The 25,639-nt window shown below is 69.8% G+C and carries 25 protein-coding genes and 1 pseudogene; 5 read left to right on the forward strand and 21 right to left on the reverse strand.

The features are described from left to right. Positions 1-32 precede the first annotated feature (32 nt). From ACILQS_RS02205 to otsA, 14 genes and pseudogenes are all read right to left on the reverse strand, one after another. Positions 33-302: a hypothetical protein gene (locus tag ACILQS_RS02205; RefSeq protein ID WP_395638466.1), complete on the reverse strand. Its 270-nt coding sequence runs from the start codon at positions 300-302 to the stop codon at positions 33-35. A 174-nt stretch (positions 303-476) separates the two neighbouring features. Continuing rightward, positions 477-1,502: a ketol-acid reductoisomerase gene (gene ilvC, locus ACILQS_RS02210; RefSeq protein ID WP_395638467.1), complete on the reverse strand. Its 1,026-nt coding sequence runs from the start codon at positions 1,500-1,502 to the stop codon at positions 477-479. A 99-nt stretch (positions 1,503-1,601) separates the two neighbouring features. Continuing rightward, positions 1,602-2,111, reverse strand: coding sequence for an acetolactate synthase small subunit (gene ilvN, locus ACILQS_RS02215; RefSeq protein WP_395638468.1), 510 nt, complete (start codon positions 2,109-2,111; stop codon positions 1,602-1,604). An 80-nt stretch (positions 2,112-2,191) separates the two neighbouring features. Next, the gene (locus ACILQS_RS02220; protein WP_395638469.1) at positions 2,192-3,997 is read right to left on the reverse strand and encodes an acetolactate synthase large subunit; all 1,806 of its coding nucleotides are present in this window, start codon (positions 3,995-3,997) and stop codon (positions 2,192-2,194) included. A 40-nt stretch (positions 3,998-4,037) separates the two neighbouring features. Next, positions 4,038-5,759: a dihydroxy-acid dehydratase gene (ilvD, locus tag ACILQS_RS02225; RefSeq protein ID WP_395638470.1), complete on the reverse strand. Its 1,722-nt coding sequence runs from the start codon at positions 5,757-5,759 to the stop codon at positions 4,038-4,040. 43 nt (positions 5,760-5,802) lie between these two features. Beyond that, a complete protein-coding gene (locus ACILQS_RS02230) occupies positions 5,803-6,639 on the reverse strand; it encodes an aldo/keto reductase (protein ID WP_395638471.1) in 837 nt (278 codons plus the stop codon). A gap of 4 nt (positions 6,640-6,643) precedes the next feature. Further along, positions 6,644-7,051 carry a monovalent cation/H(+) antiporter subunit G gene (mnhG, locus tag ACILQS_RS02235; protein ID WP_395638472.1) on the reverse strand — a complete coding sequence of 136 codons (408 nt, stop codon included), beginning with the start codon at positions 7,049-7,051 and terminating at the stop codon, positions 6,644-6,646. Then, entirely contained in the window at positions 7,041-7,361 is a 321-nt protein-coding gene (locus ACILQS_RS02240; RefSeq protein ID WP_395638473.1) for a monovalent cation/H+ antiporter complex subunit F, read from the reverse strand. Before ACILQS_RS02240 ends, mnhG begins: the two co-directional genes overlap by 11 nt. After that, positions 7,358-7,909 carry a Na+/H+ antiporter subunit E gene (locus tag ACILQS_RS02245; RefSeq protein ID WP_395638474.1) on the reverse strand — a complete coding sequence of 184 codons (552 nt, stop codon included), beginning with the start codon at positions 7,907-7,909 and terminating at the stop codon, positions 7,358-7,360. Before ACILQS_RS02245 ends, ACILQS_RS02240 begins: the two co-directional genes overlap by 4 nt. Next, positions 7,902-9,487 (reverse strand): annotated as a pseudogene (locus ACILQS_RS02250) (Na+/H+ antiporter subunit D). The gene ACILQS_RS02245 and the pseudogene ACILQS_RS02250 overlap by 8 nt, the downstream one beginning before the upstream one ends. Continuing rightward, on the reverse strand, positions 9,484-9,951 hold the full coding sequence (locus ACILQS_RS02255) for a Na(+)/H(+) antiporter subunit C (protein ID WP_395638475.1): 468 nt from the start codon (positions 9,949-9,951) through the stop codon (positions 9,484-9,486). The pseudogene ACILQS_RS02250 and the gene ACILQS_RS02255 overlap by 4 nt, the downstream one beginning before the upstream one ends. Beyond that, positions 9,948-12,827, reverse strand: a complete 2,880-nt coding sequence (locus ACILQS_RS02260) for a Na+/H+ antiporter subunit A (RefSeq protein ID WP_395638476.1) — start codon at positions 12,825-12,827, stop codon at positions 9,948-9,950. Before ACILQS_RS02260 ends, ACILQS_RS02255 begins: the two co-directional genes overlap by 4 nt. Positions 12,828-12,954: 127 nt before the next feature. Continuing rightward, positions 12,955-13,770 carry a trehalose-phosphatase gene (gene otsB, locus ACILQS_RS02265; protein ID WP_395638477.1) on the reverse strand — a complete coding sequence of 272 codons (816 nt, stop codon included), beginning with the start codon at positions 13,768-13,770 and terminating at the stop codon, positions 12,955-12,957. After that, complete coding sequence (otsA, locus tag ACILQS_RS02270; protein WP_395638478.1) at positions 13,767-15,257, reverse strand: alpha,alpha-trehalose-phosphate synthase (UDP-forming); 1,491 nt, start codon at positions 15,255-15,257, stop codon at positions 13,767-13,769. Before otsA ends, otsB begins: the two co-directional genes overlap by 4 nt. Before the next feature lie 151 nt (positions 15,258-15,408). On the opposite strand from otsA, the gene ACILQS_RS02275 reads away from it, so the two are divergent. From ACILQS_RS02275 to ACILQS_RS02285, 3 genes are all read left to right on the forward strand, one after another. Next, the gene (locus ACILQS_RS02275; RefSeq protein WP_395638479.1) at positions 15,409-16,275 is read left to right on the forward strand and encodes a sugar phosphate isomerase/epimerase family protein; all 867 of its coding nucleotides are present in this window, start codon (positions 15,409-15,411) and stop codon (positions 16,273-16,275) included. Between the two features lie 62 nt (positions 16,276-16,337). Next, a complete protein-coding gene (locus ACILQS_RS02280) occupies positions 16,338-16,529 on the forward strand; it encodes a hypothetical protein (protein ID WP_395638480.1) in 192 nt (63 codons plus the stop codon). Next, positions 16,529-16,828 (forward strand): hypothetical protein, encoded by a 300-nt coding sequence (locus ACILQS_RS02285; RefSeq protein WP_395638481.1) that lies wholly within the window; start codon positions 16,529-16,531, stop codon positions 16,826-16,828. Before ACILQS_RS02280 ends, ACILQS_RS02285 begins: the two co-directional genes overlap by 1 nt. Positions 16,829-16,837: 9 nt before the next feature. Here ACILQS_RS02285 and ACILQS_RS02290 read toward each other — a convergent pair whose 3' ends face one another. From ACILQS_RS02290 to ACILQS_RS02320, 7 genes are all read right to left on the reverse strand, one after another. After that, positions 16,838-17,563, reverse strand: a complete 726-nt coding sequence (locus ACILQS_RS02290; RefSeq protein WP_395638482.1) for a FadR/GntR family transcriptional regulator — start codon at positions 17,561-17,563, stop codon at positions 16,838-16,840. A gap of 10 nt (positions 17,564-17,573) precedes the next feature. Then, the gene (locus tag ACILQS_RS02295) at positions 17,574-18,347 is read right to left on the reverse strand and encodes a 3-oxoacyl-ACP reductase (protein ID WP_395638483.1); all 774 of its coding nucleotides are present in this window, start codon (positions 18,345-18,347) and stop codon (positions 17,574-17,576) included. A gap of 3 nt (positions 18,348-18,350) precedes the next feature. Further along, on the reverse strand, positions 18,351-19,709 hold the full coding sequence (locus ACILQS_RS02300) for an aldehyde dehydrogenase family protein (protein WP_395638484.1): 1,359 nt from the start codon (positions 19,707-19,709) through the stop codon (positions 18,351-18,353). Then, on the reverse strand, positions 19,706-20,422 hold the full coding sequence (locus ACILQS_RS02305; protein ID WP_395638485.1) for a gamma-glutamyl-gamma-aminobutyrate hydrolase family protein: 717 nt from the start codon (positions 20,420-20,422) through the stop codon (positions 19,706-19,708). The genes ACILQS_RS02300 and ACILQS_RS02305 overlap by 4 nt, the downstream gene beginning before the upstream one ends. A gap of 5 nt (positions 20,423-20,427) precedes the next feature. Next, positions 20,428-21,786 (reverse strand): glutamine synthetase family protein, encoded by a 1,359-nt coding sequence (locus tag ACILQS_RS02310; protein ID WP_395638486.1) that lies wholly within the window; start codon positions 21,784-21,786, stop codon positions 20,428-20,430. 110 nt (positions 21,787-21,896) lie between these two features. Then, positions 21,897-22,319, reverse strand: a complete 423-nt coding sequence (locus ACILQS_RS02315) for a hypothetical protein (protein ID WP_395638487.1) — start codon at positions 22,317-22,319, stop codon at positions 21,897-21,899. 60 nt (positions 22,320-22,379) lie between these two features. Next, positions 22,380-23,252: an SDR family NAD(P)-dependent oxidoreductase gene (locus ACILQS_RS02320; protein WP_395638488.1), complete on the reverse strand. Its 873-nt coding sequence runs from the start codon at positions 23,250-23,252 to the stop codon at positions 22,380-22,382. A gap of 76 nt (positions 23,253-23,328) precedes the next feature. Between ACILQS_RS02320 and ACILQS_RS02325 the strand changes: the two genes are divergently transcribed. Continuing rightward, entirely contained in the window at positions 23,329-23,889 is a 561-nt protein-coding gene (locus ACILQS_RS02325) for a TetR family transcriptional regulator (protein ID WP_395638489.1), read from the forward strand. Positions 23,890-24,037: 148 nt separating this feature from the next. Continuing rightward, the gene (locus ACILQS_RS02330) at positions 24,038-25,591 is read left to right on the forward strand and encodes an amino acid permease (RefSeq protein WP_395638490.1); all 1,554 of its coding nucleotides are present in this window, start codon (positions 24,038-24,040) and stop codon (positions 25,589-25,591) included. Positions 25,592-25,639: the final 48 nt, after the last annotated feature.

Below are 25,639 nucleotides of genomic sequence, written 5' to 3' on the forward strand. Positions count from 1 at the left end.
GGTGTCGGGTGAACTGCTCCCGACCGCGACCGTCAGCGCGTCGGGTGGAGGTGGCGCACGGCGCGCGGGAGACGCACGGGCGCGTGCTCCTCGGCCTCGAGTTCGAGGCCACGCGCCGCGAGGCCGACGAACGCCCCGACGATGATCAAGACGACGGCGACCATGAACCACGAGACGCCGAGCGTCGAGGCGGGCTGCACCGCGGGGAGGCCGGCGGAGAAGCCGGCGAGGGATGCCACTACGAGCACGAGACCCATGCCCGCCATCGACGTTCCGGTCATCACACCGATGTGCTTGCGCATCGCAACCTCCGTCGAAGAACGAGACGGAGGCGGGGGCCGATGAGGACGAAAGACAACCGCCCCCGTCCCCACAATAGGGGGCACAGGGGCGGTCGTGAACCGTCAGCGGCTCAGGATTGGCTCAAGACTCAGCGCGCTCGCGCGCCGCAGGCGCGGAAGGTGGCACTGCGCCTGTCAGCGCGCAGCGCTGCCTTCCGTGTAGTCGGCGTCCTGCTGCTTCCAGGCGAACAGCGCCCGCAGCTCCTTGCCGGTGGCCTCGATCGGGTGCGCGGCACCCTTGGCCCGCAGCTCGAGGAACTCGGGAGCGCCGGCATCCTGGTCGCCGATGAAGCGCTTCGCGAAGGCACCCGACTGGATGTCGGCGAGCACCGCCTTCATGTTCTCCTTCACCGACGGGTCGATGACGCGCGGGCCCGAGACGTAGTCGCCGTACTCGGCCGTGTCGGAGACCGACCAGCGCTGCTTGGCGATGCCGCCCTCCCACATGAGGTCGACGATCAGCTTCAGTTCGTGCAGCACCTCGAAGTAGGCGATCTCGGGCTGGTAGCCCGCCTCGACGAGGGTCTCGAAGCCGTACATGACGAGCTGCGAGGTGCCACCGCAGAGCACCGACTGCTCACCGAACAGGTCGGTCTCGGTCTCTTCCGTGAAGGTCGTCTTGATGACGCCGGCACGGGTGCCGCCGATCGCCTTGGCGTACGAGAGGGCGAGGTCCCAGGCGTGACCCGACGCGTCGCGCTCGACGGCGATGATGTCCGGGATGCCGCGGCCCGCGACGAACTCGCGGCGCACCGTGTGACCGGGGGCCTTCGGGGCGATCAGGATGACGTCGACCCCCTCGGGCGCGTCGATGTAGCCGAAGCGGATGTTGAAGCCGTGCGCGAAGGCGAGCGTCTTGCCCTCGGCGAGGTTGTCCTTGATCGAGTCGTTCCAGATGCCGCGCTGGTGCTGGTCGGGCGCGAGGATCATGATCAGGTCGGCCCACTGGGTCGCGTCGGCGACGCTCTTCACCTCGAAGCCGTCCTCGGTCGCCTTCGCGGTCGACTTCGAACCGTCCTTGAGCGCGATGACGACCTCGACGCCCGAGTCGCGCAGGTTCTGCGCGTGGGCGTGGCCCTGCGAGCCGTAGCCGACGATCGCGACCTTCTTGCCCTGGATGAGGGAGAGGTCGGCGTCCTTGTCGTAGAAGATCTCAGCCATTCGTTCTTTTCCTTAGTTGTCCGTTGGTTAGTGTCTCGGCACGCGTCGCGCTTCGCGCGGCGCTACTCGACCTTGAGGGCGCGGCCTGCGGCCGTGCTCTCAATTCTTGAAGACGCGTTCGGTGATGCTCTTGCCGCCGCGGCCGATCGCGAGAAGGCCCGACTGGGCGATCTCCTTGATCCCGTAGGGCTCGAGCATCCGCAGCAGGGCCTGCACCTTGCCGCTGTCACCGGTGACCTCGACCACGAGGGCATCGGGGGCGACGTCGACCACGCGGGCGCGGAACAGGGTCACCGCCTCGAGGATCTGCGAGCGGGTGCCGTTCTCGACCTTCACCTTGATGAGCAGGTGCTCCCGCTGCACGGAGGCGTCTGGGTCGAGCTCGACGATTTTGATGACGTTCACCAGCTTGTTGAGCTGCTTGGTGACCTGTTCGAGCGGCAGCTCCTCGACATCCACCACCACGGTGATGCGGGAGAGCCCCTCGATCTCGCTGTGACCCACGGCGAGCGACTCGATGTTGAAGCCGCGGCGCGCGAACAGTCCCGCGACGCGGGTCAGCAGACCGGGCTTGTCCTCCACCAGGAGGGAGAGCACGTGACGGGACATCAGCTATCTCCTCGCGCCGCCGCTGCTGCGGCGCGAGCCGCTCCGTCGACCGAGCGCGGTCGCTCGACTCCGCTCATCGCTTACTCCTCTTCCCAGGTCGGGGCGGCGTCGCGGGCGTACTGCACCTGCGAGTTGCCGACGCCCTGCGGCACCATCGGCCACACCATCGCGTCGCGGCTGACGATGAAGTCGATGACGACGGGGCGGTCGTTGGTCTCGATCGCTAGCTTGATCGCCGGGTCGATCTCCTCCGGCTTGGTGACCCGGATGCCGAGGGCACCGTAGGCCTCCGCGAGCTTCACGAAGTCGGGCACCATGCGGGTCTGCTCCGAGGCGTTCATGTGACCGGTGTTGAGGTCGGTGAACGAGTGCCGGCCGTCGTAGAACAGCGACTGCCACTGCCGCACCATGCCGAGCGACGAGTTGTTGATCACGGCGACCTTGATCGGGATGTCGTTGATCGTGCAGGTCGCGAGTTCCTGGTTGGTCATCTGGAAGCAGCCGTCGCCGTCGATCGCCCAGACCAGGCGATCGGGTTGGGCCACCTTCGCGCCCATCGCGGCGGGCACGGAGTAGCCCATCGTGCCGGCTCCACCCGAGTTGAGCCAGGCGTTCGGACGTTCGTACGTGATGAACTGCGCGGCCCACATCTGGTGCTGGCCGACACCGGAGGCGTAGATCGCCTCGGGACCGGAGAGCTGGCCGATGCGCTCGATGACCGTCTGCGGCGCCAGGAGGCCGTCATCCGGATCGTCGGTGTAGCCGAGCGGGTAGTTGGTCTTCAGCTGGTTCAGCCTGGCCCACCACTCGTCGATGTCGCCCGTCTTGGCTTTGCCGGCGACATCGGCGAACGCGTCGAGCAGCTCGGGCAGCACGTCCTTGAGGTCGCCGACGATCGGCACGTCGGCGTGCTTGATCTTGCCGATCTCGGCCGGGTCGATGTCGACGTGCACGACCTTGGCGTCGGGGGCGAAGTCGGCCACCTTGCCGGTGACCCGGTCGTCGAACCGCGCGCCGAGGGCGACGATGAGGTCGCTCTCCTGCAGGGCGAGCACCGCCGGCACCGTGCCGTGCATGCCGGGCATGCCCAGGTGGTGCGGGTGCGAGTCGGGGAACGCGCCGCGCGCCATGAGCGTCGTGACGACGGGCAGGCCGGTGCGGTCGGCGAGCTTCCGCAGTTCCTTCGACGCCCCGGCGCGGATGACGCCGCCGCCGACGTAGAGCACCGGACGCTTGGCCTCGAAGATCATCTCGGCGGCCGCGGTGATCTGCTTGCCGTGCGCCTTCGTCACCGGGCGGTAGCCGGGGAGGTCGAGCTTCGGCGGCCAGGAGAAGGTCATCGACCCCTGCTGGGCGTCCTTCGTGATGTCGACGAGCACCGGTCCCGGCCGACCCGTCGAGGCGATGTGGTACGCCGCGGCGAGGGCCGCGGGCACGTCCTCGGCCTTCTTGACGAGGATCGAGTGCTTCGTGATCGGCATCGTGATGCCGACGATGTCGACCTCCTGGAAGGCATCCGTGCCCATCGAGGTCGAGAACACCTGACCGGTGATCGCCAGCATCGGCACCGAGTCCATGTAGGCGTCGGCGATCGCCGTCACGAGGTTCGTGGCGCCGGGGCCCGACGTCGCGATGGCGACGCCGACCCGGCCCGACGCGGCGGCGTAGCCCTCGGCCGCGTGGCCGGCGCCCTGCTCGTGCCGGGTGAGGATGTGGCGGATCGCCGTCGACGACATCAGCTCGTCGTAGAACGGCATGATCGCGCCGCCCGGGATGCCGAAGACGTCGGTGACGCCCAGCTTCTCGAGGGAGGCGAGGATCGCGCCCGAACCCGTCATGCGGTTCGGATCGGAGGGAGGTGCTGCGGGAGCTGCGTCAGCAGTCATGGGAGTCCCTTTTCGGAAGAGAGAGGTGTCGGAGCGCGGCTTACCCCGTGACCGCACCCTCGGCGGCCGAGTGCACGAGCTTGGAGTACTTCGCGAGAACGCCACGGGTATAGCGCGGAGGCAAGGGAGCCCAGCCGGAACGGCGGCTCTCCAACTCGGTCGGGTCGACCAGTAGGTCGATCGACCGGGCTGCGATATCGACCCGTATCAGATCACCATCCCTCACGAAGGCGATCGGACCTGCGTCCACCGCCTCGGGAGCGACGTGGCCGATGCACAGGCCGGTTGTGCCGCCTGAGAATCTGCCGTCGGTCAATAGTAGGACATCTTTTCCGAGGCCCGCTCCCTTGATGGCGGCGGTGATGGCCAGCATCTCGCGCATCCCCGGTCCGCCCTTCGGGCCCTCGTAGCGGATCACCACGACGTCGCCGTGCTTGATCTCACCCGCGGCGAGGGCATCCATCGCGGCGCGCTCGCGTTCGAAGACGCGGGCCGGGCCCTCGAAGGTGGCGGCGTCGAAGCCGGCCGTCTTGACGACCGCGCCCTCGGGCGCCATCGACCCCTTGAGGATGGTGAGCCCGCCGGTCGCGTGGATCGGATTCTCGAGGGTCTTCAGCACCTCGCCGTCGAGCGGCGCCGGGTTCAACTCCTCGAGGTTCTCGCGCATCGTCTTGCCGGTCACCGTCATCACGTCGCCGTGCAGCAGGCCGGCATCCAGCAGCGCCTTCATCAGCACGGGGATGCCGCCCCGCCGGTCGACGTCGTTCATCACGTACTTGCCGAACGGCTTGAGGTCGCCGATGTGCGGCACCTTCGCCCCGATGCGGTTGAAGTCGTCGAGGGTGAGGTCGACCTCGGCCTCGTGCGCGATCGCGAGGAGGTGCAGCACGATGTTGGTCGAGCCGCCGAGCGCCATGCCGACCGCGATCGCGTTCTCGAACGCTTCCTTGGTGAGGATCTGACGGGCGGTGATGCCCTTGTTGAGCAGGTTGACGACGGCCTCGCCCGAGCGGTGCGCGTACATGTCGCGACGACCGTCGGAGGCGGCGGGGCTCGCCGATCCGGGGAGCGAGAGCCCGAGGGCCTCGGCAACCGACGCCATCGTGTTGGCGGTGTACATGCCGCCGCAGGCGCCCATGCCGGGAGCGAACGCGCACTCGATGCGGTGCGCGTCTTCGAGGCTCATCGTGCCGGCGAGCACGCCGCCGACCGCCTCGAAGGAGTCGATGATCGTGATGTCCTTCTCGGTGCCGTCGGAGAGGCGCACCCACCCGGGAGCGATCGAGCCCGCGTAGAGGAAGACGCTCGAGAGGTCGAGCCGCGCGGCCGCCATGAGCATGCCGGGGATCGACTTGTCGCACCCGGCGAGCAGCACGGACCCGTCGAGACGCTCCGCCTGCATGACGACCTCGACGGAGTCGGCGATCACCTCACGCGAGACGAGGGAGAAGTGCATCCCCTCGTGGCCCATCGAGATGCCGTCGCTGACGCTCACGGTGCCGAACTGGAGCGGGTAGCCGCCGCCGGCGTGCACGCCCTCCTTGGCCGCGCGGGCCAGCCGGTCGAGGCTCAGGTTGCACGGAGTGATCTCGTTCCACGACGACGCGATGCCGATCTGGGCCTTGTCCCAGTCGGCGTCGCCCATGCCGACGGCGCGCAGCATCCCGCGGCTCGTCGTGGCTTCGATCCCGTCGGTGACGGTGCGCGAGCGGGGCTTGTGGTCCACCCCGGACACGCGGGAAGAAGGGGATGTTTCCGGCATGTGTCGAGGGTACCGCCCGCCCGGGGGCGTCGCTGTCGGCGCCTCAGTGTCCTTCGCGGTCGGAGTCCACGCCGGCGTCGGGACCCTGCGAGAGGGTCGCGATCGACGCGAGGTCGTCGTCGGAGAGTTCGAACGAGAACACGTCGAGGTTCTGCGCGAGCCGCGCACGGTCGCTGCTCTTCGGGATGACGACGAGCCCCTGCTGCACGTGCCAGCGCACGACCACCTGGGCAGGGGTGCGGTCGAGCCGCGACGCGATGTCGACGAGCACCGGTTCGGCGAGGAGCGACCCCGCCCCCTTGCGCCCGCCGAGCGGGCTCCAGGACTGGGTGACGATGCCGTGGGCGACGTCGTAGGCGCGCTGCTCGAGCCGCACGATCGCCGGGCTGATCTGGATCTGGTTGACCGCCGGCACGATCGAGGTCTCGGCGGCGAGCCGGTCGAGGTGCGCGGGGGTGAAGTTCGACACGCCGATCGCGCGGGCGAGCCCGTCGGCGTGCAGCTTCTCGAAGGTGCGCCAGGTCGACACGTACTCGTCGCGCTGCGGCAGCGGCCAGTGGATGAGCAGCAGGTCGACGTAGTCGGTGCCGAGACGCTCGAGCGCCGCGTGGAGCCCGGCGATCGCCCGGTCGGAGCCCTGGAACTCGCCGTCGAGCTTCGTCGTGACGAACAGCTCCTCGCGGGCGATGCCCGACCGGCGGATGCCCTCCCCTACGCCCGTTTCGTTGCCGTAGCGGGTCGCGGTGTCGAGGTGCCGGTACCCGACCTCGATCGCCGCGGCGACGACGTCAGCGGCTTCGGCGTCGTCCAGCGGCCAGGTGCCGGCTCCGACCTGGGGGATGCTCGCGCCGGTGTTCAAGGGGATCGCGGGGATGCTCATCCCCTCATCCTGCCCGGTCGCCGGCGTCCGACCCCTCATCCTCGCCGACCCCGGGCTCCACCGGTCCGCTGGCGCGCTCGACGTCGTCGGCGAGCTCGTCGACGAGCAGCAGGTCGCGTCGGTGGTTCTTGGTGCGGTAGCCGGCGCGGCCGATCATGTGCGCGGCGATCGGTTGGGTAAGCAGCTGGAAGAGCACGACGGGCACGAGCAGCAGCACCGCGGTCCACGAACGAGCGGAGAGCGCGATCGCGATCACGACGCAGACGAGCCCGAGCACCTGGGGCTTCGTGCCGGCGTGGAGACGGCTGAGGGCATCCGGAAAACGCAGCACGCCGACCCCGGCCACGAGGGACAGCAGGGCGCCGAGCACGACGAAGACCGCCGCGACGACGTCGATCGGATCATCGGTCACCGGGAGCCTCCTCCTTCACGCCGAGCACGGGCGCGGCGTCGCCGGGGTCGCGATCCTGCTGGCTGACGTACCGCGCGACGGCGACCGTCGACAGGGCGGCGGTGCCGGCGAGCACGATCATGATCGGCAGGGTGCGGGTGTGACCGCCGACGACCATCTCCGCGCCGATCACGAGCAGCAGGATCGTCAGCAGCACGTCGGCGGCGAGCATCCGATCGAGGATCGTCGGACCGAGGATGACGCGCACGACGGCCGCCGCGGCCGACACGGCGAAGAGCACGGCCGCGACGATGAGGATCACGGCGGTCACGAGGAGAGCCCCTCGAACTCGGCGCGCGAGCCGACCGCGCGGATGACGGACCGTTCGAGCGCGAGGGCGGCCCGGCGGTTGCGTTCGACCGTCTCGTGGTCGCCGGCCCCGAGGACGTGCAGGAACAGCAGCCCCCGTTCGCGGTCGATCTCGAGCACGAGGGTGCCCGGCACGAGCGAGAGCACGATCGCCGTGGTGACCATGACGAAGTCGGAGCGGGTGCGCAGCGCCACCTCGATGATCGCGTTCTGCGGCAGCCGACGCGGGCGGAACGCGTGGCGGGCGACGACGACCGACGACACCACGACATCCCGGGCGAAGCGCACGAGGAAGACCAGCAGCCAGAACACGTTCACCCGGCCCGAGAGTTCGACCGGCGGGAGATAGAGAAGCCGGGTCACGACGACGGCGACGACGATCCCGGAGAGCACGCTCAGCCCGGACACCTCGCCCCAGAGCAGCATCCAGAGCACCACGAGACCGAGCAGCAGAGGCACCTGCCGCCAGATCCGCCGGCGCGGGCCGGTGCCGGGCGTCGCCTCACTCATCGACGAACCCTCTCCCGTCGGGGAACACCGCGGTGACGTACCCGTTCTCGCCGAGCACCTCGGCCGCACGCTCCGAGTACTGGTAGATCGGCCCGGCGAAGACCGTGAGCGCAACGCCGGCGAGCACCAGCCCGACGGTCGCGGTCGTCATGAGCCGCGGGATGGCGCGGGCGCGTTCGACGACGGCGATCGCGCCCGTCCCCGGCGCGGCCTCGGTCGCGACGAATCCGGCCCCCTCGACGTGGGCGTCGTCCTCGTCGGCGTGCTTCGTCGGGGTGCCCCAGAACACGCGGCTCCACACGCGCATGAGGGCGTAGAGGGTCAGCAGCGAGACCAGGGCTCCGGCCACGACGCTCGCGAAGGCGAGCGGATCCTCGGTCGCGATGCTCGCCTGGAACAGCCCGAGCTTGCCGAGGAATCCGGAGAACGGCGGGATCCCGCCGAGGTTGAGGGCGGGGATGAGATACAGCACCCCGACCGCGGGCGCGAGCGCCATCAGCCCGCCCAATCGGCGCACGTTCGTCGAGCCGCCGACCTGTTCGATCAAGCCGGCCGCGAGGAAGAGCGCCGTCTGCACGACGATGTGGTGCGCGACGTAGTAGATCGTCGCCGCCGTGCCCGCCACCGTGCCGAGCCCGATGCCGAGGATCAGGAAGCCGATGTGGCTGACCAGGGTGAACGACAGCAGTCGCTTGATGTCGCTCTGCGCGACGGCTCCGAGGATGCCGACGACCATCGTCAGGATCGCGACGACGAGCAGCACGGGGTTGAGTTCCGGACTCGGGAAGATCAGGGTCTCGGTGCGGATGATCGCGTAGACGCCGACCTTGGTCAGCAAGCCCGCGAAGACCGCCGTGACGGGGGCCGGCGCCGTCGGGTACGAATCGGGCAGCCAGAACGACAGCGGGAAGACCGCCGCCTTGATGCCGAAGCCGAGCAGCAGCATGACGTGCAGCACGAGCTGGGTCTCGGGCGCGATCTCGTCCATCCGGACCGCGATCTGGGCGAGGTTCACGGTGCCGAGAGCCCCGTAGATCATCGCGATCGACGACAGGAAGAGAAACGACGACAGCAGGCTGACGACGATGTAGGTCGTGCCGGTGCGGATGCGCCGAGCGTGATGAGCACGTAGCTCGCCACCAGCAGGATCTCGAAGCCCACGTAGAGGTTGAACAGGTCTCCGGCGGTGAACGCCGTGTAGACGCCGGCCGCGAGGATCAGGTACGCGGGGTTGTAGATCGTCACCGGGGTCTCGTCGTCGCCGTAGGCGAGGCCCTGTCCGACCGAGAACAGCAGAACCGCGAGCAGCACGACGCTCGACACCACGAGGAGCAGCGCCGCAAGCCGGTCGACGACGAGCACGATGCCGAACGGCGCCGGCCACCCGCCGACCTCGACGACGAGCGTGCCACCGGCATCCACCGAGATCATCAGCGCGACGCTGACCGCGGTCGTGAGGGACAGCGCGACGACGGTGACGATCCGCTGCGCGCGCAGCCGTCGGCCGAGCGCGAGCACTCCGGCGGCGGCGATCAATGGCACCAGGACGACGAGCGGCACGAGGGTCTCGAGGGTCATGAGCTGCGCCCCTCGGACTCGGCGGCGGAGTCGGCCGACTCCTCCGGTTCCTCGGTGAACTCGCTGTCGTCGGCGACGAGATCGGGGGCCGACGCGAACTCGGAGCCGTCGCGATCGGTGCGCACGGCCCGGTCCGCGTCGTCGTCGGTGACGTCGTCGGCCTGCGCGAGGCGCCACGACCGGTAGATGAGAGCGAGCAGGAACGCCGACACCGCGAAGGTGATGACGATCGCGGTGAGGGCGAGCGCCTGCGGGAGCGGGTCGCTGATCGGCCCCTCGGTCTCGCCGTCGACGATCGGGGCGGCGCCCGGCGCCCCGGCGACGATGAGGATCAGCAGGTTGGCCGCGTTGCCGAGCATCAGGATGCCGAGCAGCACCCGCGTCATGCTGCGTTCCAGCAGCAGGTAGACGCCGCACGCGAACAGCGCGGCCATGATGACGACGAGGGTCAGCGAGACGGTCATGCGAGGGCCTTCTCGTCCGCGTCGGACTCCTGCTGGCGGTCGAGTTCGGCGCCGAGGCTGCGCAGCACGTCGACGACGAGCCCGATCACGACGAGGTAGACGCCGATGTCGAACACGGTCGACGAGACGACGTCGAGGGATCCGACCGGACCGAGGTCGAGGGTGAACCAGGCGGACGTGAGCGGGGCCGCGCCGAACAGCAACGGTACGGTCGCGGCGCCGGCGGCGAGCACGAGACCGGCCCCGAGCACCTTGCCCGCGTCGAACGGCGCGGCGACGGCGAGTTCGTGCCGCCCGCCCGCGAGGTACCGGGCGATCAACGCGAGACCGGCCACGAGTCCCCCGGCGAACCCGCCGCCCACCGCGTTGTGCCCCACCAGCAGGAGGTAGATCGAGACGACGATGAGCGCGTGGAAGAGCAGGCGCACGACGACCTCGAGCAGGATCGACCGGTTGTGCGGCGCGAGCGTCCGCCCGGCGAGAAGCCAGGAGCCGCGACCGTCGACCGCCTCCGCCGCAGCCCGACGCTCGCGGATCGACTCCCGTTGCCGTCGCCGACTGACGCGCGGCAGGTCGTCGGCCCGGGTGCGGATGAAGATGAGGCTCGCCACCCCGGTCGCCGCGGCGATCACGACCGTGAGCTCCCCCATCGTGTCCCAGCCGCGCATGTCGACGAGGGCGACGTTGACCACGTTGTAGCCGTGACCGATCTCGACCGCGAGTTCCGGCCAGGCTGCCGAGATCGGCTCGGCGACGCGCGATCCCGTCGCGACGAGCACGACCGCGGCCATCGTCAGTCCGACGGCGACCCCGAGCAGCGCCCGCAGCACGCGGTGCGAGCTGCCGTGCTTCGCGCCGAGTCGCGCGGGCAGACGGCGCAGCACGAGCACCACGACGACGAGCGTCACGATCTCGATGAGCACCTGGGTGATCGCCAGGTCGGGGGCGCCCTGGATGGCGAAGAGCGCCGCCATCCCGATGCCGGTGACACCGACGAGCACGACCGCCTGGAACCGCTTGCCGGCGACCGTCGCGGCGATCGCCGCCGCGATCATGAGGGCGCCGATGACCGGCTGTGCGGGGTGCTGAAAGAGATCGACCGACGCGGGCAGCGGCGCGGCGGGCAGCACCGCCCAGGTCGACGCGACGGCGACGAGCAGGATGACGGCGAGGTAGAAGGGCAGCGAGCCGCGCTGCGTCAGCCCGGTGACGACCGCCGAGACGGTGTCGATGCCGCGCAGCGTCGCCCGGTAGGCCCGCGCGCCCCAGGTGGATTCGGCACTCAGCGCGTCGGCCGGCATCCGTCGCGCGAGGAGCCCGGCGATGAGCACCCCGACGCCGGCGATGAGCGCCGAGACCCCGAGCGCCGGCTCGAGACCGTGCCAGAACTCCACGTGCCCGGCCTCGGCCGCATCGGGGTAGGCGGCGGCGATCCGCTGCGCGAGGGGATCGATCACCGACGCGAACGGGCCGGCGAGCAGGCCGAGGCCGGCGAGCGCGACGGGCGGCACGAAGAGCGCCGCGGTCTCGCCCCGCGGGTAGGACAGTTCGGCGGGGAGCGCATCCACCCCCGCCTTGTCGGCGAATGCCCCCCAGACGAATCGGATGCCGTACGCCAGCGTCAGCGCCGACCCGGCGGCGACTCCGGCGAGGGTGATCCACCCCCAGGCCTCACCCGCGGCGCCGGCGTCGACGAGCACGGTGAGCACCGCCTCCTTCGCCACGAACCCGAAGGCGATCGGCAGACCCGCCATCGACAGCACGGCGGCCGCCGAGGCGGCGGCGAGCACCGGGGCGCGCCGGCCGAAGCCGGTGATGCGACGCAGGTCCCGCGTGCCCGTTCCGTGATCGACGATGCCGACGATGAGGAAGAGCGCCGACTTGAACAGCGCGTGGGCGAGCAGCAGGAGCACGGCGGCGATCCCACCAGCCGCCCCGCCCCAGCCCGCGATGACGACGAGCAGCCCGAGCTGGCTCACCGTGCCGTGGGCGAGCAGCAGCTTGAGGTCGGTCTGCCGCAGCGCCTGCACGGCGCCGACGAGGAGGGTGACGAGTCCGAGGCCGACGAGGATCTCGCGCCAGCCGGGCACGTCGGCATACCCCGGGGCGAGCCGGGCGGTCAGGTAGATGCCCGCCTTCACCATCGCGGCGGCGTGCAGGTAGGCGCTCACCGGGGTCGGCGCGGCCATCGCTCCCGGCAGCCAGAAGTGGAACGGCACGATCGCCGACTTCGACAGCACCCCGACGAGGATCAGCACGATCGCGGCCGGCACCAGTTCGTGCTGCGGCGGATTGGCGATCAGCTCGGAGAGCGACGTGGAGCCGCCGAGGTGCGACAGCAGCACGAGCCCGACGAGCATCACCAGGCCGCCGAGGGTCGTCACGAGGAGTGCCTGGAGGGCGGCCGTGCGGCTCGCGCGCTTGCCCCGGTTGTGCCCGATGAGCAGGTAGGAGAAGACGCTCGTCGCCTCCCAGAACGCGAAGAGCAGGTAGACGTCGTCAGCCAGGACGAGCCCGTACATCGAGCCGGCGAAAGCGAGCAGGATGCCGGCGAAGCGCCCGACGCCGGCGTCGCCTTGCGTGAAGTACGCCGTGCAGTAGAGGAAGACGAGGGCGCCGACCCCGGTCACGACGAGCACGAGCAGCAGGGCGAGGGCGTCGATGCGGAACGACAGCGCGAGCCCGAGCTGTGGAACCCACGGGGTGATCTCGGTGACCGTGGCTCCGTCGAGGACCGCGGGGAGCGCCGTCAGAGCGTGGCCGAACGCGGCGGCCGGCACGAGTGCGGCCAGCGGGAAGACCGCCCGGCCGAAGCGACGGGCGAGGACGGGAACGACGAGCGCTCCGACGGCGAACGCGGCGAGGACTGCGAGCATGGCGGTCCTCCAGCACTTCTGTCGGCGGCGGCTCGCGGCGCGCGGCATCAGCCGTGGTCGTGGTCGTCGGGGAGAGATCCCCTGGAATCCCTCCATCCTACCGGGGGGCTTCCTGGGAGCGCCGGGGCTACTGCTCGTGCACGTCGCCCTCGCGGAAGGTGGCGAGCGTCGTCAGCACGAGCGCGATCTCCTCCGGTCCGCCGACGCGGAACGCGGCCTCGGTCGGCCCGAGCCCGCTCTTCACGCCGACGTCGTGCGAGAGCAGTGCGGCGAAGGCATCCTCGTCGGTCACATCGTCGCCCGCGTAGAAGACGGCGTCCGCCGCGGTATAGCGGCGCAGGTGCTCGACGGCTTCGCCCTTGGTGGTGGAGCGCACCGAGAACTCGAGCACGTTCTTGCCGCGCCGCACGGTCAGGTTCTCGATCTCCGCCTGCGCCTCGGAGAGGGCGACGAGGTGGGCGAGACGGGAGTCGTCGTCGGTCGCGAGTCGGGTGTGCAGCGCGAAACCGGCCGGCTTCGTCTCGAGCCACACCTGGTCGATCGAGTCGGCCACCTCCTCCAGCACCTCGTGCAGCACCTCGACCTGCTCGATCTCGGCGGTGTCGAGGCTGACCCGGTCGTCGGGGTCGTCGAGGCGGATCTCGATCCCGTGCGAACCGACGAGCAGCACCGTGTCGGGCAGATCGGCGACCTCGATGAGGCTCTTCAGGGCCCGGCCCGAGATCAGGGCGACGCGGGTGTTCGGCATCTTCAGGAGCGCGAGCACCGCCTCGCGCGCCTCGGGCAGCGCCCGCGCCTGCTCGGGCGAATCCACCTCCGGCGCGAGGGTGCCGTCGAAGTCGAGGGCGATGAGCAACCGACGGGTTCGGGCGAGTTCGCGCAACGCACCGATCAGCGGCCCCGGCAGCGGGGTCGCCGGAACGCGGTGCCGGGGTTCGCTCACGAGGCCGGGGGCCGCTCGACGGTCCACTCGAGATCTCCGAGGGGGTCGAGGTCGACGCCGAAGCGGTCGACGCCGTCGTTCGCTTCGCTGAGGGTGCGCAGGAACCCGCGCGACCAGTGCTGCACGTCGTTCTCCCGCACGCGCTTGCGCAGCGACCGCATCCGCTTGCGCCGCTCCGCGCGGGGCATGTCGACGGCCTGCATGATGGCGTCCTTGAGCCCGTCGATGTCGTGCGGGTTGATGCGCAGCGCCGTCTTCAACTCGTCGGCGGCGCCGGCGAACTCGCTCAGCACCAGCACGCCGTCCTCGTCGTAGCGGGCGGCGACGTACTCCTTCGCGACGAGGTTCATCCCGTCGCGCAGGGCCGTGACGAGCATCACGTCGGCGGCGAGGTAGAGGGCCGCCATCTCCTCGCGGGGGAACCCGTGGTGCAGGTAGTTGACCGCCTGATGCCCGATCGTGCCGAAGTCGCCGTTGATGCGGCCGACGGTGAGCTCGATGTCGTCGCGCAGGTGCTTGTAGGTCTCCACCCGCTCGCGGCTCGGGCTCGCGACCTGCACGAGGGTGACGTCCTCGACCCTCAGCCGGCCGTCTTCGAGCAGCTCCGAGAACGCCTTCAGCCGGTGGCCGATGCCCTTCGTGTAGTCGAGCCGGTCGACGCCGAGCATGACGGTCTTCGGATTGCCGAGCTCCTGGCGGATCTGGGTCGCACGCGCCTGCACGGCGGGGCTCCGCGCGAGCTCCTCGAACGCCTCGACGTCGATCGAGATCGGGAACGCCCGGGCGACCACCCGGCGCGCGGGCAGGTCGCCGTCGGGGGGCACGTCGATGTACGGGCTCTTCGTCGTGTGCCCGAGCAGCCGGCGCACCGCGCGGGAGAAGTTGCCGGCATCCGAGACGCGCTGGAAGCCGATGACGTCGGCACCGAGCAGTCCCTCGATGATCTGGGTGCGCCAGGGGAGCTGCGAGTAGAGCCCGTAGGCGGGGAAGGGGATGTGGTTGAAGAACCCGATCGTCAGGTCGGGTCGGGCGAGACGCAGCATCCGCGGCACGAGTTGCAACTGGTAGTCCTGCACCCACACGGTCGCGCCGTCGTCGGCGATCGCCGCCGTCGCGTCGGCGAAGCGCTGGTTGACCTCGACGTAGGAGTCCCACCAGTCCCGGTGGTACGTGGCCGGCACGATGACGTCGTGGTACAGCGGCCAGATCGTGTCGTTGCTGAAGCCCTCGTAGTAGTTCTCGATCTCGGCGTCCGAGAGCGCGAGCGGCACGATGCGGATGCCGTCGTGCGTGAACGCGGGGAGGTCGACGTCCGGCTGGCCGGCCCAACCGACCCAGGCGCCGTCGGCGAGGCGCATCACGGGTTCGAGCGCCGTGACCAGACCCCCCGGCGACTGCTTCCAGGAGGCGGAGCCGTCCTCCGCGATCACATGATCGACCGGCAGGCGGTTGGAGACGACGACGAAAGCGAAACGCTCGTCGGTCATTCTTCGACGGTAGCAGGGCGCCCTGAGAGGCCGAACCGCGTGCGTTCCGGCTCCGAATCAAGGACGACGACACCGTTCACGGGAGTTCCCGAGACTGTCACACGCAGGACACACGACCGCATTATGTTGGGACGCGATGATTCAGATCGGGATGAGCACCTCCTGCAACTTCCCCATGGGGGTCGAGCAGTCGTTCAAGCTCGCACGTCTCGCCGGGTACGACGGCCTCGAGGTCATGGTCACCACGGATCCGGTCTCCCGGGACGCCGCTGCGATCACGCAGCTCATCGAGAGATACGAACTTCCGGTGCTCTCGGTGCACGCCCCGTCGCTGTTCTGGATGCAGCTGATCGGCGGGCGGGACGCCCAGGTGAAGCTGGAGAAGTCGGCCGAACTCGCGGCTGCGGTCGGGGCATCCTCGGTCGTCGTGCACCCGCCGTTCCGCTGGGAGTCGAGCTACGCCAGGAACTTCGAACGCATCGTGCGGCAGACCGCCGCCAACACCGGCGTCGAGATCTGCGTCGAGAACATGTTCCCGTGGAAGGTCGGCACCAAGAACCTCAAGGCCTACGCCCCGAGCCCCGACCCGCTCGACCTCGACGTCGACGCGATGACCCTCGACTTCTCGCACGCCTCGCTCACCGGCCGCGACTCGCTGGAGTACGCGATGGCGATGGGCGAGCGCCTCCGCCATATCCACCTCTGCGACGGCATCCGCTCGGTCGACGACGGCAACATGCACGACGAGCACCTCGTTCCGGGCCGCGGCACGCAGCCGGTCGCCGAGACGCTCACCTACCTCGTCGAGTCCGGCTTCACGGGACATGTCATCGCCGAGATCGGTCTCCACAAGATCCGCAACGCGCAGGTGCGTCTCGACATGCTCGTCGAGACCGTGGCGTTCGCGAAGGAGTACCTCGGCCAGCAGCACGCCACCCGCGAACCCATCGCCGTCGCCGCCGCGCGCATCAACGGCCGCAGCGTGCGCCGCGCCCGCAAGGCCGCCTCGCGCTCCTGAGTCAACCCCCGCCGACCTCGGCGGGGTCGCGCGCTAGCGTGGAGCTCTACCTGGGAGGCCGGATGCGCAAGTTCATCTTCAACTTCAGCGTGCTGAGTTCGCTGTTCGGAGCGGTCGGTCTCGTGAAGACCACCACGCAGGGCCCGCGTGACTGGCGGCTCATCCTGCTCTGGATCGCGTGGGGCATCAACGTCGCGATCGCCGTCGGCACCGTCGCCGAGCAGGCCAAGGAGCAGGAACTGGAGGAGTGGTGATGTACGGACCCGGACACGGCTGGGGCTTCGGCCTCTTCTGGCAGATCGGCGCGTTCCTCGGCGGTCTCGTGCTCACGGCGGCGATCGTCGTGCTCGCGATCCTGCTCGTGCGCTACCTGATCGTCGCGACCCGCGCCGCCCAGCTCTACGTGGACACGCATTCCCCTGCGGCAACCCCGCCCGCGACGACGTCGACCGAGACCCCGCCGGCTGCGACCGAGCCGCCTCCCGCGACGCCCCCCTCGACGAAGCCGGCCCCGCGCCCGCGCACCCCGAAGACGCCCCCCGCCGCGCTCTGACCGAGTCGGTCAGGCGAGGAAGCCGCGCAGCAGGACGGCGGACGCTTCGAGGTGCTCGCGCATCGCCTCGGCCGCGCCCTGCTCGTTACCGGCGAGGATCGCGAAGACGATCGCCTCGTGCTGGCGATTGGAGTGCTCGATCGTGCGCGCGAGCAGCGGGAACGTGTCGAGCAGCTCGTTGACCCGCGACCGGTTGTCGGCGAGCAGGGTGACGAGCGACGGCACGCCGACGATCTCGGCGAACGCGAGGTGCAGCCGGGAGTCGAGGCGCCGGTAGTCCTCCTCCGAGGCCGCCTGCACCTCTCCGAGCCGGGTCCAGAGCAGCGCCCGGTCGTCGGCGCCGAGCGACCGGCTGGCGGCGGCCCGCACCGACCCGACCTCGAGGATCTCGCGAAGACCGACGACATCCTCGATCTCCGCCGCCGTCGGCATCACCGCCGGGGTGACCGGGGGTGCCGGCACGGGATCGGCGACGAAGGTTCCGCCGTAGCGTCCGCGCTTCGCCGTCAGGTACCCGGCTTCGGAGAGCTCGCGGATGGCTTCGCGCACGGTGTCGCGCGACACCGAGAACCTTGCCGCGAGGTCGCGCTCCGACGGCAGGGCCTGGCCGGGCGCGACGATGCCGAGCCGGATGGTCTGCATGAGCCGACCGACGGTGTCCTCGAGCGAGTTGCCGCTGCGGACGGGCCGGAAGACCGCGTCGTCGACGAGCGACGGCCCGGCGATGTTCGTCATGGCGCCGGCCTCATAGCGGGGTCACGTACGCCGCGCTGATGCCGCCGTCGACGAGGAAGGTGGAGGCCGTGACGAACGACGCGTCGTCGCTGGCCAGGAACGCGACCGCGGCGGCGAGCTCCTCGGGCTCGGCGAAGCGCCCGACGGGCACGTGGATCAGCCGCCGCGCGGCGCGCTCGGGATCCTTCGCGAACAGCTCCTTCAGCAGCGGGGTGTTGTCCGGTCCCGGGCAGAGCGCGTTGACGCGGATGCCCTGGCGGGCGAACTGCACGCCGAGCTCGCGGGTCATCGCGAGCACTCCACCCTTCGAGGCGGTGTAACTGATCTGGCTGGTTGCCGAGCCGAGAACGGCCACGAAGGATGCCGTGTTGATGATCGATCCCCGCCCCTGGGGCACCATGTGCCGCAGGGCCGCGCGCGAGCAGAGGTAGACACTGGTCAGGTTGACGAGTTGCACGCGGTCCCAGGCATCCAGCTCGGTGGTCTCGATCGAGTCGTCGTCGGCGGGCGAGATGCCGGCGTTGTTGAACGCGATGTCGACCGAGCCGTACTCCCGGGCGGCGGTGTCGAAGAGGGCATCCACCTCGGCCTTGTCGGCGACGTTCACCTTCACGAACAGGCCACCCACCTCGGCGGCCGCTTTCTCACCCGACGTCGGGTCGAGGTCGCCGATGACGACGCGGGCGCCCTCGGCGGCGAACCGGCGGGCGGTCGCGAGCCCGATGCCGGACGCGCCGCCGGTGATGACCGCGACGCGGTCGGCGAGTCTCTGGGTCAGGTCCATGGGCTACTCCTCGGTGCTGAAGAAGACGTTCTTGGTCTCGGTGAAGTGGAGGGCGGCGTCCGGTCCGAGTTCGCGGCCGAGGCCGGACTGCTTCATGCCGCCGAACGGGGTCGTGTAGCGCACCGACGAGTGCGAGTTGACCGACAGGTTGCCGCTCTGCACGCCGCGGGCGACGCGGATGCCGCGGCCGAGGTCGCGGGTCCAGATCGAGCCGGAGAGGCCGTAGATCGACGAGTTCGCGAGGGCGATCGCGTCGGCTTCGTCGTCGAACGGCAGCACGCTGACGACGGGGCCGAAGATCTCCTCGGTGGCGACGCGGTCGTCGCGGTTCGGCAGCAGCACCGTCGGCGCCATCCAGAAGCCCTTCCCGGTGGGCGCCGTGCCGCGGAACGCGACGTTCGCACCATCCAGGAACGACGACACCGAGTCGCGGTGCGCCCCCGAGACGAGCGGACCCATCTCGGTCGCCGCGTCGTGCGGGTCGCCGACCTTCCACGCCTGCACCGCGGGTTCCAGCAGCTCGAGGAACCGGTCGAGCACCGAACGCTGCACGAGCAGCCGCGAGCGGGCGCAGCAGTCCTGCCCGGCGTTGTCGAACACCGACCCCGGGGCGGTCGCCGCCGCCTTCTCGAGGTCGGCGTCGGCGAACACGACGTTGGCGCTCTTGCCGCCGAGTTCGAGGGTGACGGGTTTGACGAGCGCGGCGGCTTTCGCGGCGACCTGCTTGCCCACCTCGGTCGATCCCGTGAAGACGATCTTGTGCACGTCGGGATGCGTGACGAACCGCTCCCCGACGACCGAGCCGCGCCCCGGCAGCACCTGGAACAGCCCCTCGGGGAGCCCGGATTCGAGCGCCAGTTCACCGAGGCGGATCGCGGTGAGCGGCGTCCAGTCGGCGGGCTTCAGGAGCACGGCGTTGCCCGCGGCGAGCGCCGGCGCGAAGCCCCACGACGCGATCGTCATCGGGAAGTTCCACGGCACGATCACCCCGACGACGCCGAGCGGCTCGTGGAAGGTGAGGTCGATGTCGCCGGCGACCGGGATCTGCACCCCGAGCAGGCGCTCCGGCGCCCCCGCGTAGTACTCGAGCACGTCGCGCACGTGCCCCGCCTCCCAGCGGGCCGACGAGATCGGATGCCCCGAGTTGCGCACCTCGAGCAGGGCGAGCTCCTCGATCGCCCCGTCGACGGCGGCCGCGAACCGCCGCAGTGCCCGGGCCCGGTCGACGGGGGCGAGGGAGGCCCACGCCCGCTGCGCCAGCACGGCGCGGGTGACCGCCTCATCCACCGCCTCCAGCGGGGTGTGCGGCACCTCCGCCAGCACCGACTCGTCGGCGGGATTGATGATCGTCGTCGAGCTCATGCGCGTGCTCCTGCAAAGGTCCGGGCGGCGTCGACCAGCCCCGCGAACAGTCGGGCGTCGTCCGCGGCATCCTCTTCGGGATGCCACTGCACGGCCACCCCGAACGGAACGCCCTCCAGTTCGACCGCCTGCGCGATCCCCTCGGCGGAACGCGCGGTGACCCGGAGGCCCGCGCCGACGGCATCCACTCCCTGGTGGTGGTAGCTCTTCACCGGCAGCTTCGCGCCGACGAGGGCGTCGATCTCGCTGCCGGGTTCGGTCTCGACGACGTTGGTCGCGAACTCGCCCTTGCCGACCCGGAAGCGGTCGTCGCCGACGACGTCGGGGAGGTGCTGGTGGAGGGTGCCGCCGCGGTTGACGTTGAGCACCTGCATCCCGCGGCAGATGCCGAGGAACGGCAGCTCGCGGTCGATGGCCGCGGAGAGGAGGGCGTCCTCCCAGGCGTCGCGTTCGAGTTGCGGGCGGTCGGTGTGCTCCCCGAGAGGCTGCCCGTAGCGGGCGGGGTCGACATCCACTCCCCCGGTGATGATGAGACCGTCGATGCCGTCGAGCACCCGGTCGACGATGTCGGCGTCGGCGGGTTGCGGCGGAAGCAGCACCGGGATGCCGCCCGCCCGCTGCACGGCCTCGAAGTACACCGCGGGGAGGAAGGCCGCCGTGACATCCCAGACCCCGGTCTGCGCGCGTTGCTTGTACGTGGTCAAGCCGATCACGGGCCTCACAGTCGCTCGAACCCCCGCACGCGCTCCCAGTCGGTGATCGCGGCGTCGTACGCCTTCTGCTCGACCCGGGCGTTGTTGAGGTAGTGCGCGACGACGTTCTCGCCGAAGGCGTCCCGGGCGATCGTCGAGGCCGCGAACAGCTCGGCCGCGTCCCGCAGCGTGGACGGCACCCGCGGGGCGTCGGAGGTGTACGCGTTGCCGGTGAACATCGGCTCGAGTTCGAGTTCGTTCTCGATGCCGTAGAGCCCGCCGGCGATGATCGCCGCGACCGCGAGGTAGGGGTTCACGTCACCTCCGGGCACGCGGTTCTCGACCCGGAGGCCGGCGCCGTGCCCGACGACCCGCAGCGCGCAGGTGCGGTTGTCCATGCCCCAGGCGACCGCGGTCGGAGCGAACGAACCCTCCACGTAGCGCTTGTAGGAGTTGATGTTCGGCGCGAAGAACAGCGTCATCTCGCGCATCGTGTGCAGCAGCCCGGCGATCCAGTGCTCCATGAGCTTGCTCATGCCCCGACCGTCGGCCATCACGGCCGACCCGTCGGTGCCGCGCACCGAGAGGTGGATGTGGCAGGAGTTGCCTTCGCGCTCGTTGTACTTCGCCATGAAGGTGAGCGACTTGCCGTGCGCGTCGGCGATCTCCTTCGCGCCGTTCTTGTAGATCGAGTGGTTGTCGCAGGTCGCGAGCGCCTCGGTGTAGCGGAAGGCGATCTCCTGCTGGCCGAGGTTGCACTCGCCCTTGACGCCCTCGCAGTACATCCCGGCCCCCTCCATCCCGAGGCGGATGTCGCGCAGCAGCGGCTCCATCCGGGTCGAGGCGAGCAGCGCGTAGTCGATGTTGTAGTCGGATGCCGGGGTCAGACCCTGGTAGCCCTTGCCCCAGGCGGCGCGGAACGAGTCGTCGAAGACGATGAACTCCAGCTCGGTGCCGACGAACGGCACGAGCCCCTTCTCAGCGAGCCGGGCGATCTGCGTCTTGAGGATCGCGCGCGGCGACACGTCGACCCCGACCCCGTCGGGAGCGGTCAGGTCGGCCATCACGAGCGCCGACCCGGGCAGCCACGGGATGAGGCGCAGGGTGTCGAAGTCGGGCTTCAGCACCATGTCGCCGTAGCCGGTCTCCCACGACGAGATGGGGTAGCCGTCGACGGTGTTGTTCTCGACGTCGACGGCGAGCAGATAGTTGCACGCCTCGGCGCCGTGCTCGGCGACATCCTCGCGGAACAGTCGCGCCGCGACCCGCTTGCCGACGAGGCGCCCCTGCATGTCGGCGAAGGCGAGGATGACGGTGTCGATGTCGCGCTTGTCGATCAGCCGATTGAGCTCCTCAAGGGTGAGATTCCCCGAACGGACAGCCATCTGCTTCTCCTCACGGTCGGCTGTGCCGACCGCTCCAAAGGTATACCGGAAGTACCAATGTCGGCCATGGCTCAGGCCCGCCCGGCTCGGCGCCGGGCGAGCCCGAGTCGTCAGGCGAAGTACCGGGCGAACGCCGTGGTGTCCGCGTAGTACTCCGAGAGGCGGGCGATCTTGCCCTCGGCGAATTCGTACCGCTCGATGATCGATGTCGCGAAGCCCTCGGGGAACGCCGCGTTCGGCGAGAGAGTCAACTCGTACCAGTGCAGCACGACATCGCCCTTTTCGTAGTCCTCGCTTGCGCCGAAGGTGTACTGGGCTCCCGACTCGGTGGCCCAGGTCGCGGCAGTCGCACGCCACTGATTCCACCCGGCGTGCCCGACGAGACGGCCGAGACCGGGGATGCTCGCCGGCTCGTCGAGCACCGCGTCGTCGGTCACGTACTCGCCGAGCCCCGCGAGGAAGGCTTCTTCGTCGAGCATCGTGCCGAGGATGAAGGTGTTGTAGCGGGTGATGAATTCGAGGTTGGCGCTCACTGCGATGTCCTTTCGTCGGTGGTGCGGTGGGTGGAACTCTGTGGGGCGTCGAACGCGTGTTCAGCGCAGACGGTCGCCGAGGAGACGCTCGGATTCCTCCCAGAGCCAGCTCGCCAGCTCGGAATCCCTGACCTGCGGGTTGACGCGAGTCGCGACCCGGCGCTTCTCGTAGTAGCGGCCGGGCTCCCACTCGACCCCAGGCTCCGTCGAGGCGAACCAGACGAGCTGGTCTGCTCCCTCATCGGGGCTCGCCATCAGTCGGCGACTCAGCGGGTTGGTGGTGATCGCCTTCATCAGGCGGCTCTCCGACTGCGTGCCGAACCCCGTCGCGATGGTGCCGGGGTGGAAGGCGACCGCGGCGATGCCGTCGCCCCGATGACGCCGATGGAGTTCGGTCGTGAAGAGGATGTTCTCGAGCTTGACCGTGCCGTAGGCGACGGTCGGCCGGAAGCGGCGCTCCTGCTGGAGGTCGTCGCGAAGGATCTTGCCGGTCATCCGCGCCCCCACGCTCGAGGTCTGCACGACGGTGGCGCGGCTGTGCGCGAGCTTGTCGAGGAGCAACCGGGTGAGGAGGAATGGCGCCAGATGATTGACCTGGAACATGGGCTCGAATCCGTCGACCGTCTTCGTCGGGTCGCCGAACACCCCACCGGCGTTGTTGGCCAGCACATCGATCCGCGGAAGGCGCGAGAGTTCGCGGGCCGCGCGTTCCACGTCGTCGAGTCGGGCGAAGTCGGCGATGATCGGCTCCGTTCCGAGCCGGGCGGCGACAGCCGCCGTGCGCTCAGGGGATCGACCGACGGCGATCACGGTCGCACCGCCGTCGGCGAGTCTCTGCGCCGCCGCGGCTCCGATTCCTGAACTCGCCCCCGTGACGACGACGATCTTGCCCCTCACTCCGTCGCCGCCGCGCCGATCAGCCGTACCACCCATGATGCTTCCTTCCATCCAACACGTTGGTTGGTGAGAACGGTACACCAACCAAACCGTTGGTCGGTACCATGGCGAGATGAGCTCAGAGTCGACAAAGGAACGGATCCTCGCTGCCGCGACGACGGAGTTCGCCGCCTTCGGTCTCGCCGGCGGGCGGATCGACCGGATCGCTCGTGCGGCGGGCGCGAACAAGGAGCGCATCTACGCCTACTTCGGCAGCAAAGAGCAGCTATTCGCTGTCGTCGTGCGCGAAGCGGTCGAGCACTCGGGTTCCTGGGTCCCGGAACACGTCGAGGATCTCCCGGCCGCGGTCGGGCAGCTGTTCGACCTCGCCGTCCGTGAACCGGATATCGTCCGGCTCCTCGCCTGGTGGCGGCTCGAGTCCGATCGCATCCCGCTCGATCCCGAGGAGCTGGAGTCCTACCGGGCCAAGATCAGCGCCCTCCGCGGGGCGCAACGCTCGGGTCGAGTCGACGCGAGCTGGCATCCCGCCGACCTCCTGGCGATCGTCGGAGCGCTAGCCACCTCCTGGGCCACCGCTCCCCCGCCTCTGCTGGCCCTCGCCGACGCCGACGGCCCGACTGTCGTCGAACGACGCGCGGCCCTCGAACAGGCGATGCGCCGCATCATCCTCTGAGTCGCCTCGCAGGGGCTCAGCAGATGTAACGAGTCGTTAACACCCAAAGGTAGACACCAAGTACCAATGAGCGTCATAGTCATCGGCAAGCGTGGACGCCGATGTTCCGGGCGGTCCGCGTTCCCCGTTGGAATCCGGAAGGACCGTGATGGCAGAGACCACGAGCGTGTCGGGCGTCAAATACACGACCGCAGGCAAGGAGTACTTCGAGAAGCGCAAACTCCGGCGCAGCGCCGGGGTCTGGGGGCTGTGGGGCCTCGCCGTCGCCGCCGTCATCTCCGGCGACTTCTCCGGCTGGAACTTCGGCATCGACTTCGCCGGCTTCGGCGGGATGCTGATCGCCTTCGTCGTGCTGGTGATCATGTACTACGGCCTGACCTTCTCGATCGGCGAGATGGCGTCGGCGATGCCGCACACCGGCGGCGCCTACTCCTTCGCCCGATCGGCGATGGGGCCGTGGGGCGGCCTCGCGACCGGACTCGCGGAGACGATCGAGTACGTCGCCACCACGGCGGTCGTCGTCTTCTTCTCGGCGCAGTACGCCAACGGGATCACGACCGAACTGCTCGGCTTCGACCTCTCCGCCAACATGTGGATCTGGTGGATCGTGCTCTACCTGCTCTTCATCGCGTTGAACGCCGCGGGGGCGGCGATCTCGTTCCGGTTCGCGATCATCGTCTCGGTGATCTCGATCGGCATCCTCGTCGTGTTCGGCGTGATGGCGCTCGTCTCCGGCGCCTTCAAGTGGGACCTGCTCTGGGACATGGCGCCCAACCCGGAGGCCATCGGCGCCTCGGTGTTCCTGCCGGAGGGCATCTTCCCGATCCTGTTCGCGCTGCCGTTCGCGATGTGGTTCTTCCTCGGCATCGAGGAGCTGCCGCTCGCCGCGGAGGAGTCGCACAACCCGAGCCGCGACATCCCGCGGGCCGGGCTCTGGGCGCGCGGCACGCTCATCGTCACGGGCCTCATCGTGCTGTTCCTCAACACGGGCGTGCTCGGGGCCGAGGCCACCGGCGTCGCGGGTGAACCGCTGCTCGACGGCTTCCGCGCGATCGTCGGCGACCAGGCCGCGGCGCTGCTGTCGCTGCTCGCGCTGATCGGACTGTTCGCGTCACTGATGGGCATCATGTTCGCCTACGGCCGCAACATGTACTCGCTGTCGCGGGCTGGCTACTACCCGAAGTTCCTGTCGCTGACCGGCAAGCGCGAGACGCCGTGGGTCGCCCTCGTCGTCGGCGCGGTGCTCGGCTTCCTCGCGCTGGTGGTCGTGGATGTGCTCGGCCGCCTCAGCCCGGACGGCGCGGGTGCCCTCGCCGGGGCGATCGTGCTCAACATCGCCGTCTGGGGCGCGGTGCTCGCCTACTTCCTGCAGATGGTGTCGTTCATCATCCTGCGCCGGAAGTTCCCGAACGCCGATCGTCCGTACCGCTCGCCGTGGGGCCTCCCCGGCGCCTGGGCGGCGGCGATCATCGCGGCGATCGTCTTCGTCGGCGTGCTCATCAACCCGGCGTTCACCCCGGCGATCATCGCGATCATCGCCGTGTACGTGGTCATCTTCCTCGGGTTCGCCCTGTACGGCCGCAAGCGGCTCGTGCTCTCGCCGGAGGAAGAGTACGCCCTCTCCGGCGGCCTGCACGGCGACCCGCAGAAGGAGGGCTACGACGCCATGGAGGGCGAGGTCCCCGGCACCGGGAAGAAGTAGCGCGTCCCCACCTCGACGGCCTTCCTCCGCCACGCGCGGGGGGAGGCC

It is taken from the genome of Pseudolysinimonas sp., from assembly GCF_044239695.1.
GTDB lineage: Bacteria > Actinomycetota > Actinomycetes > Actinomycetales > Microbacteriaceae > Pseudolysinimonas_A.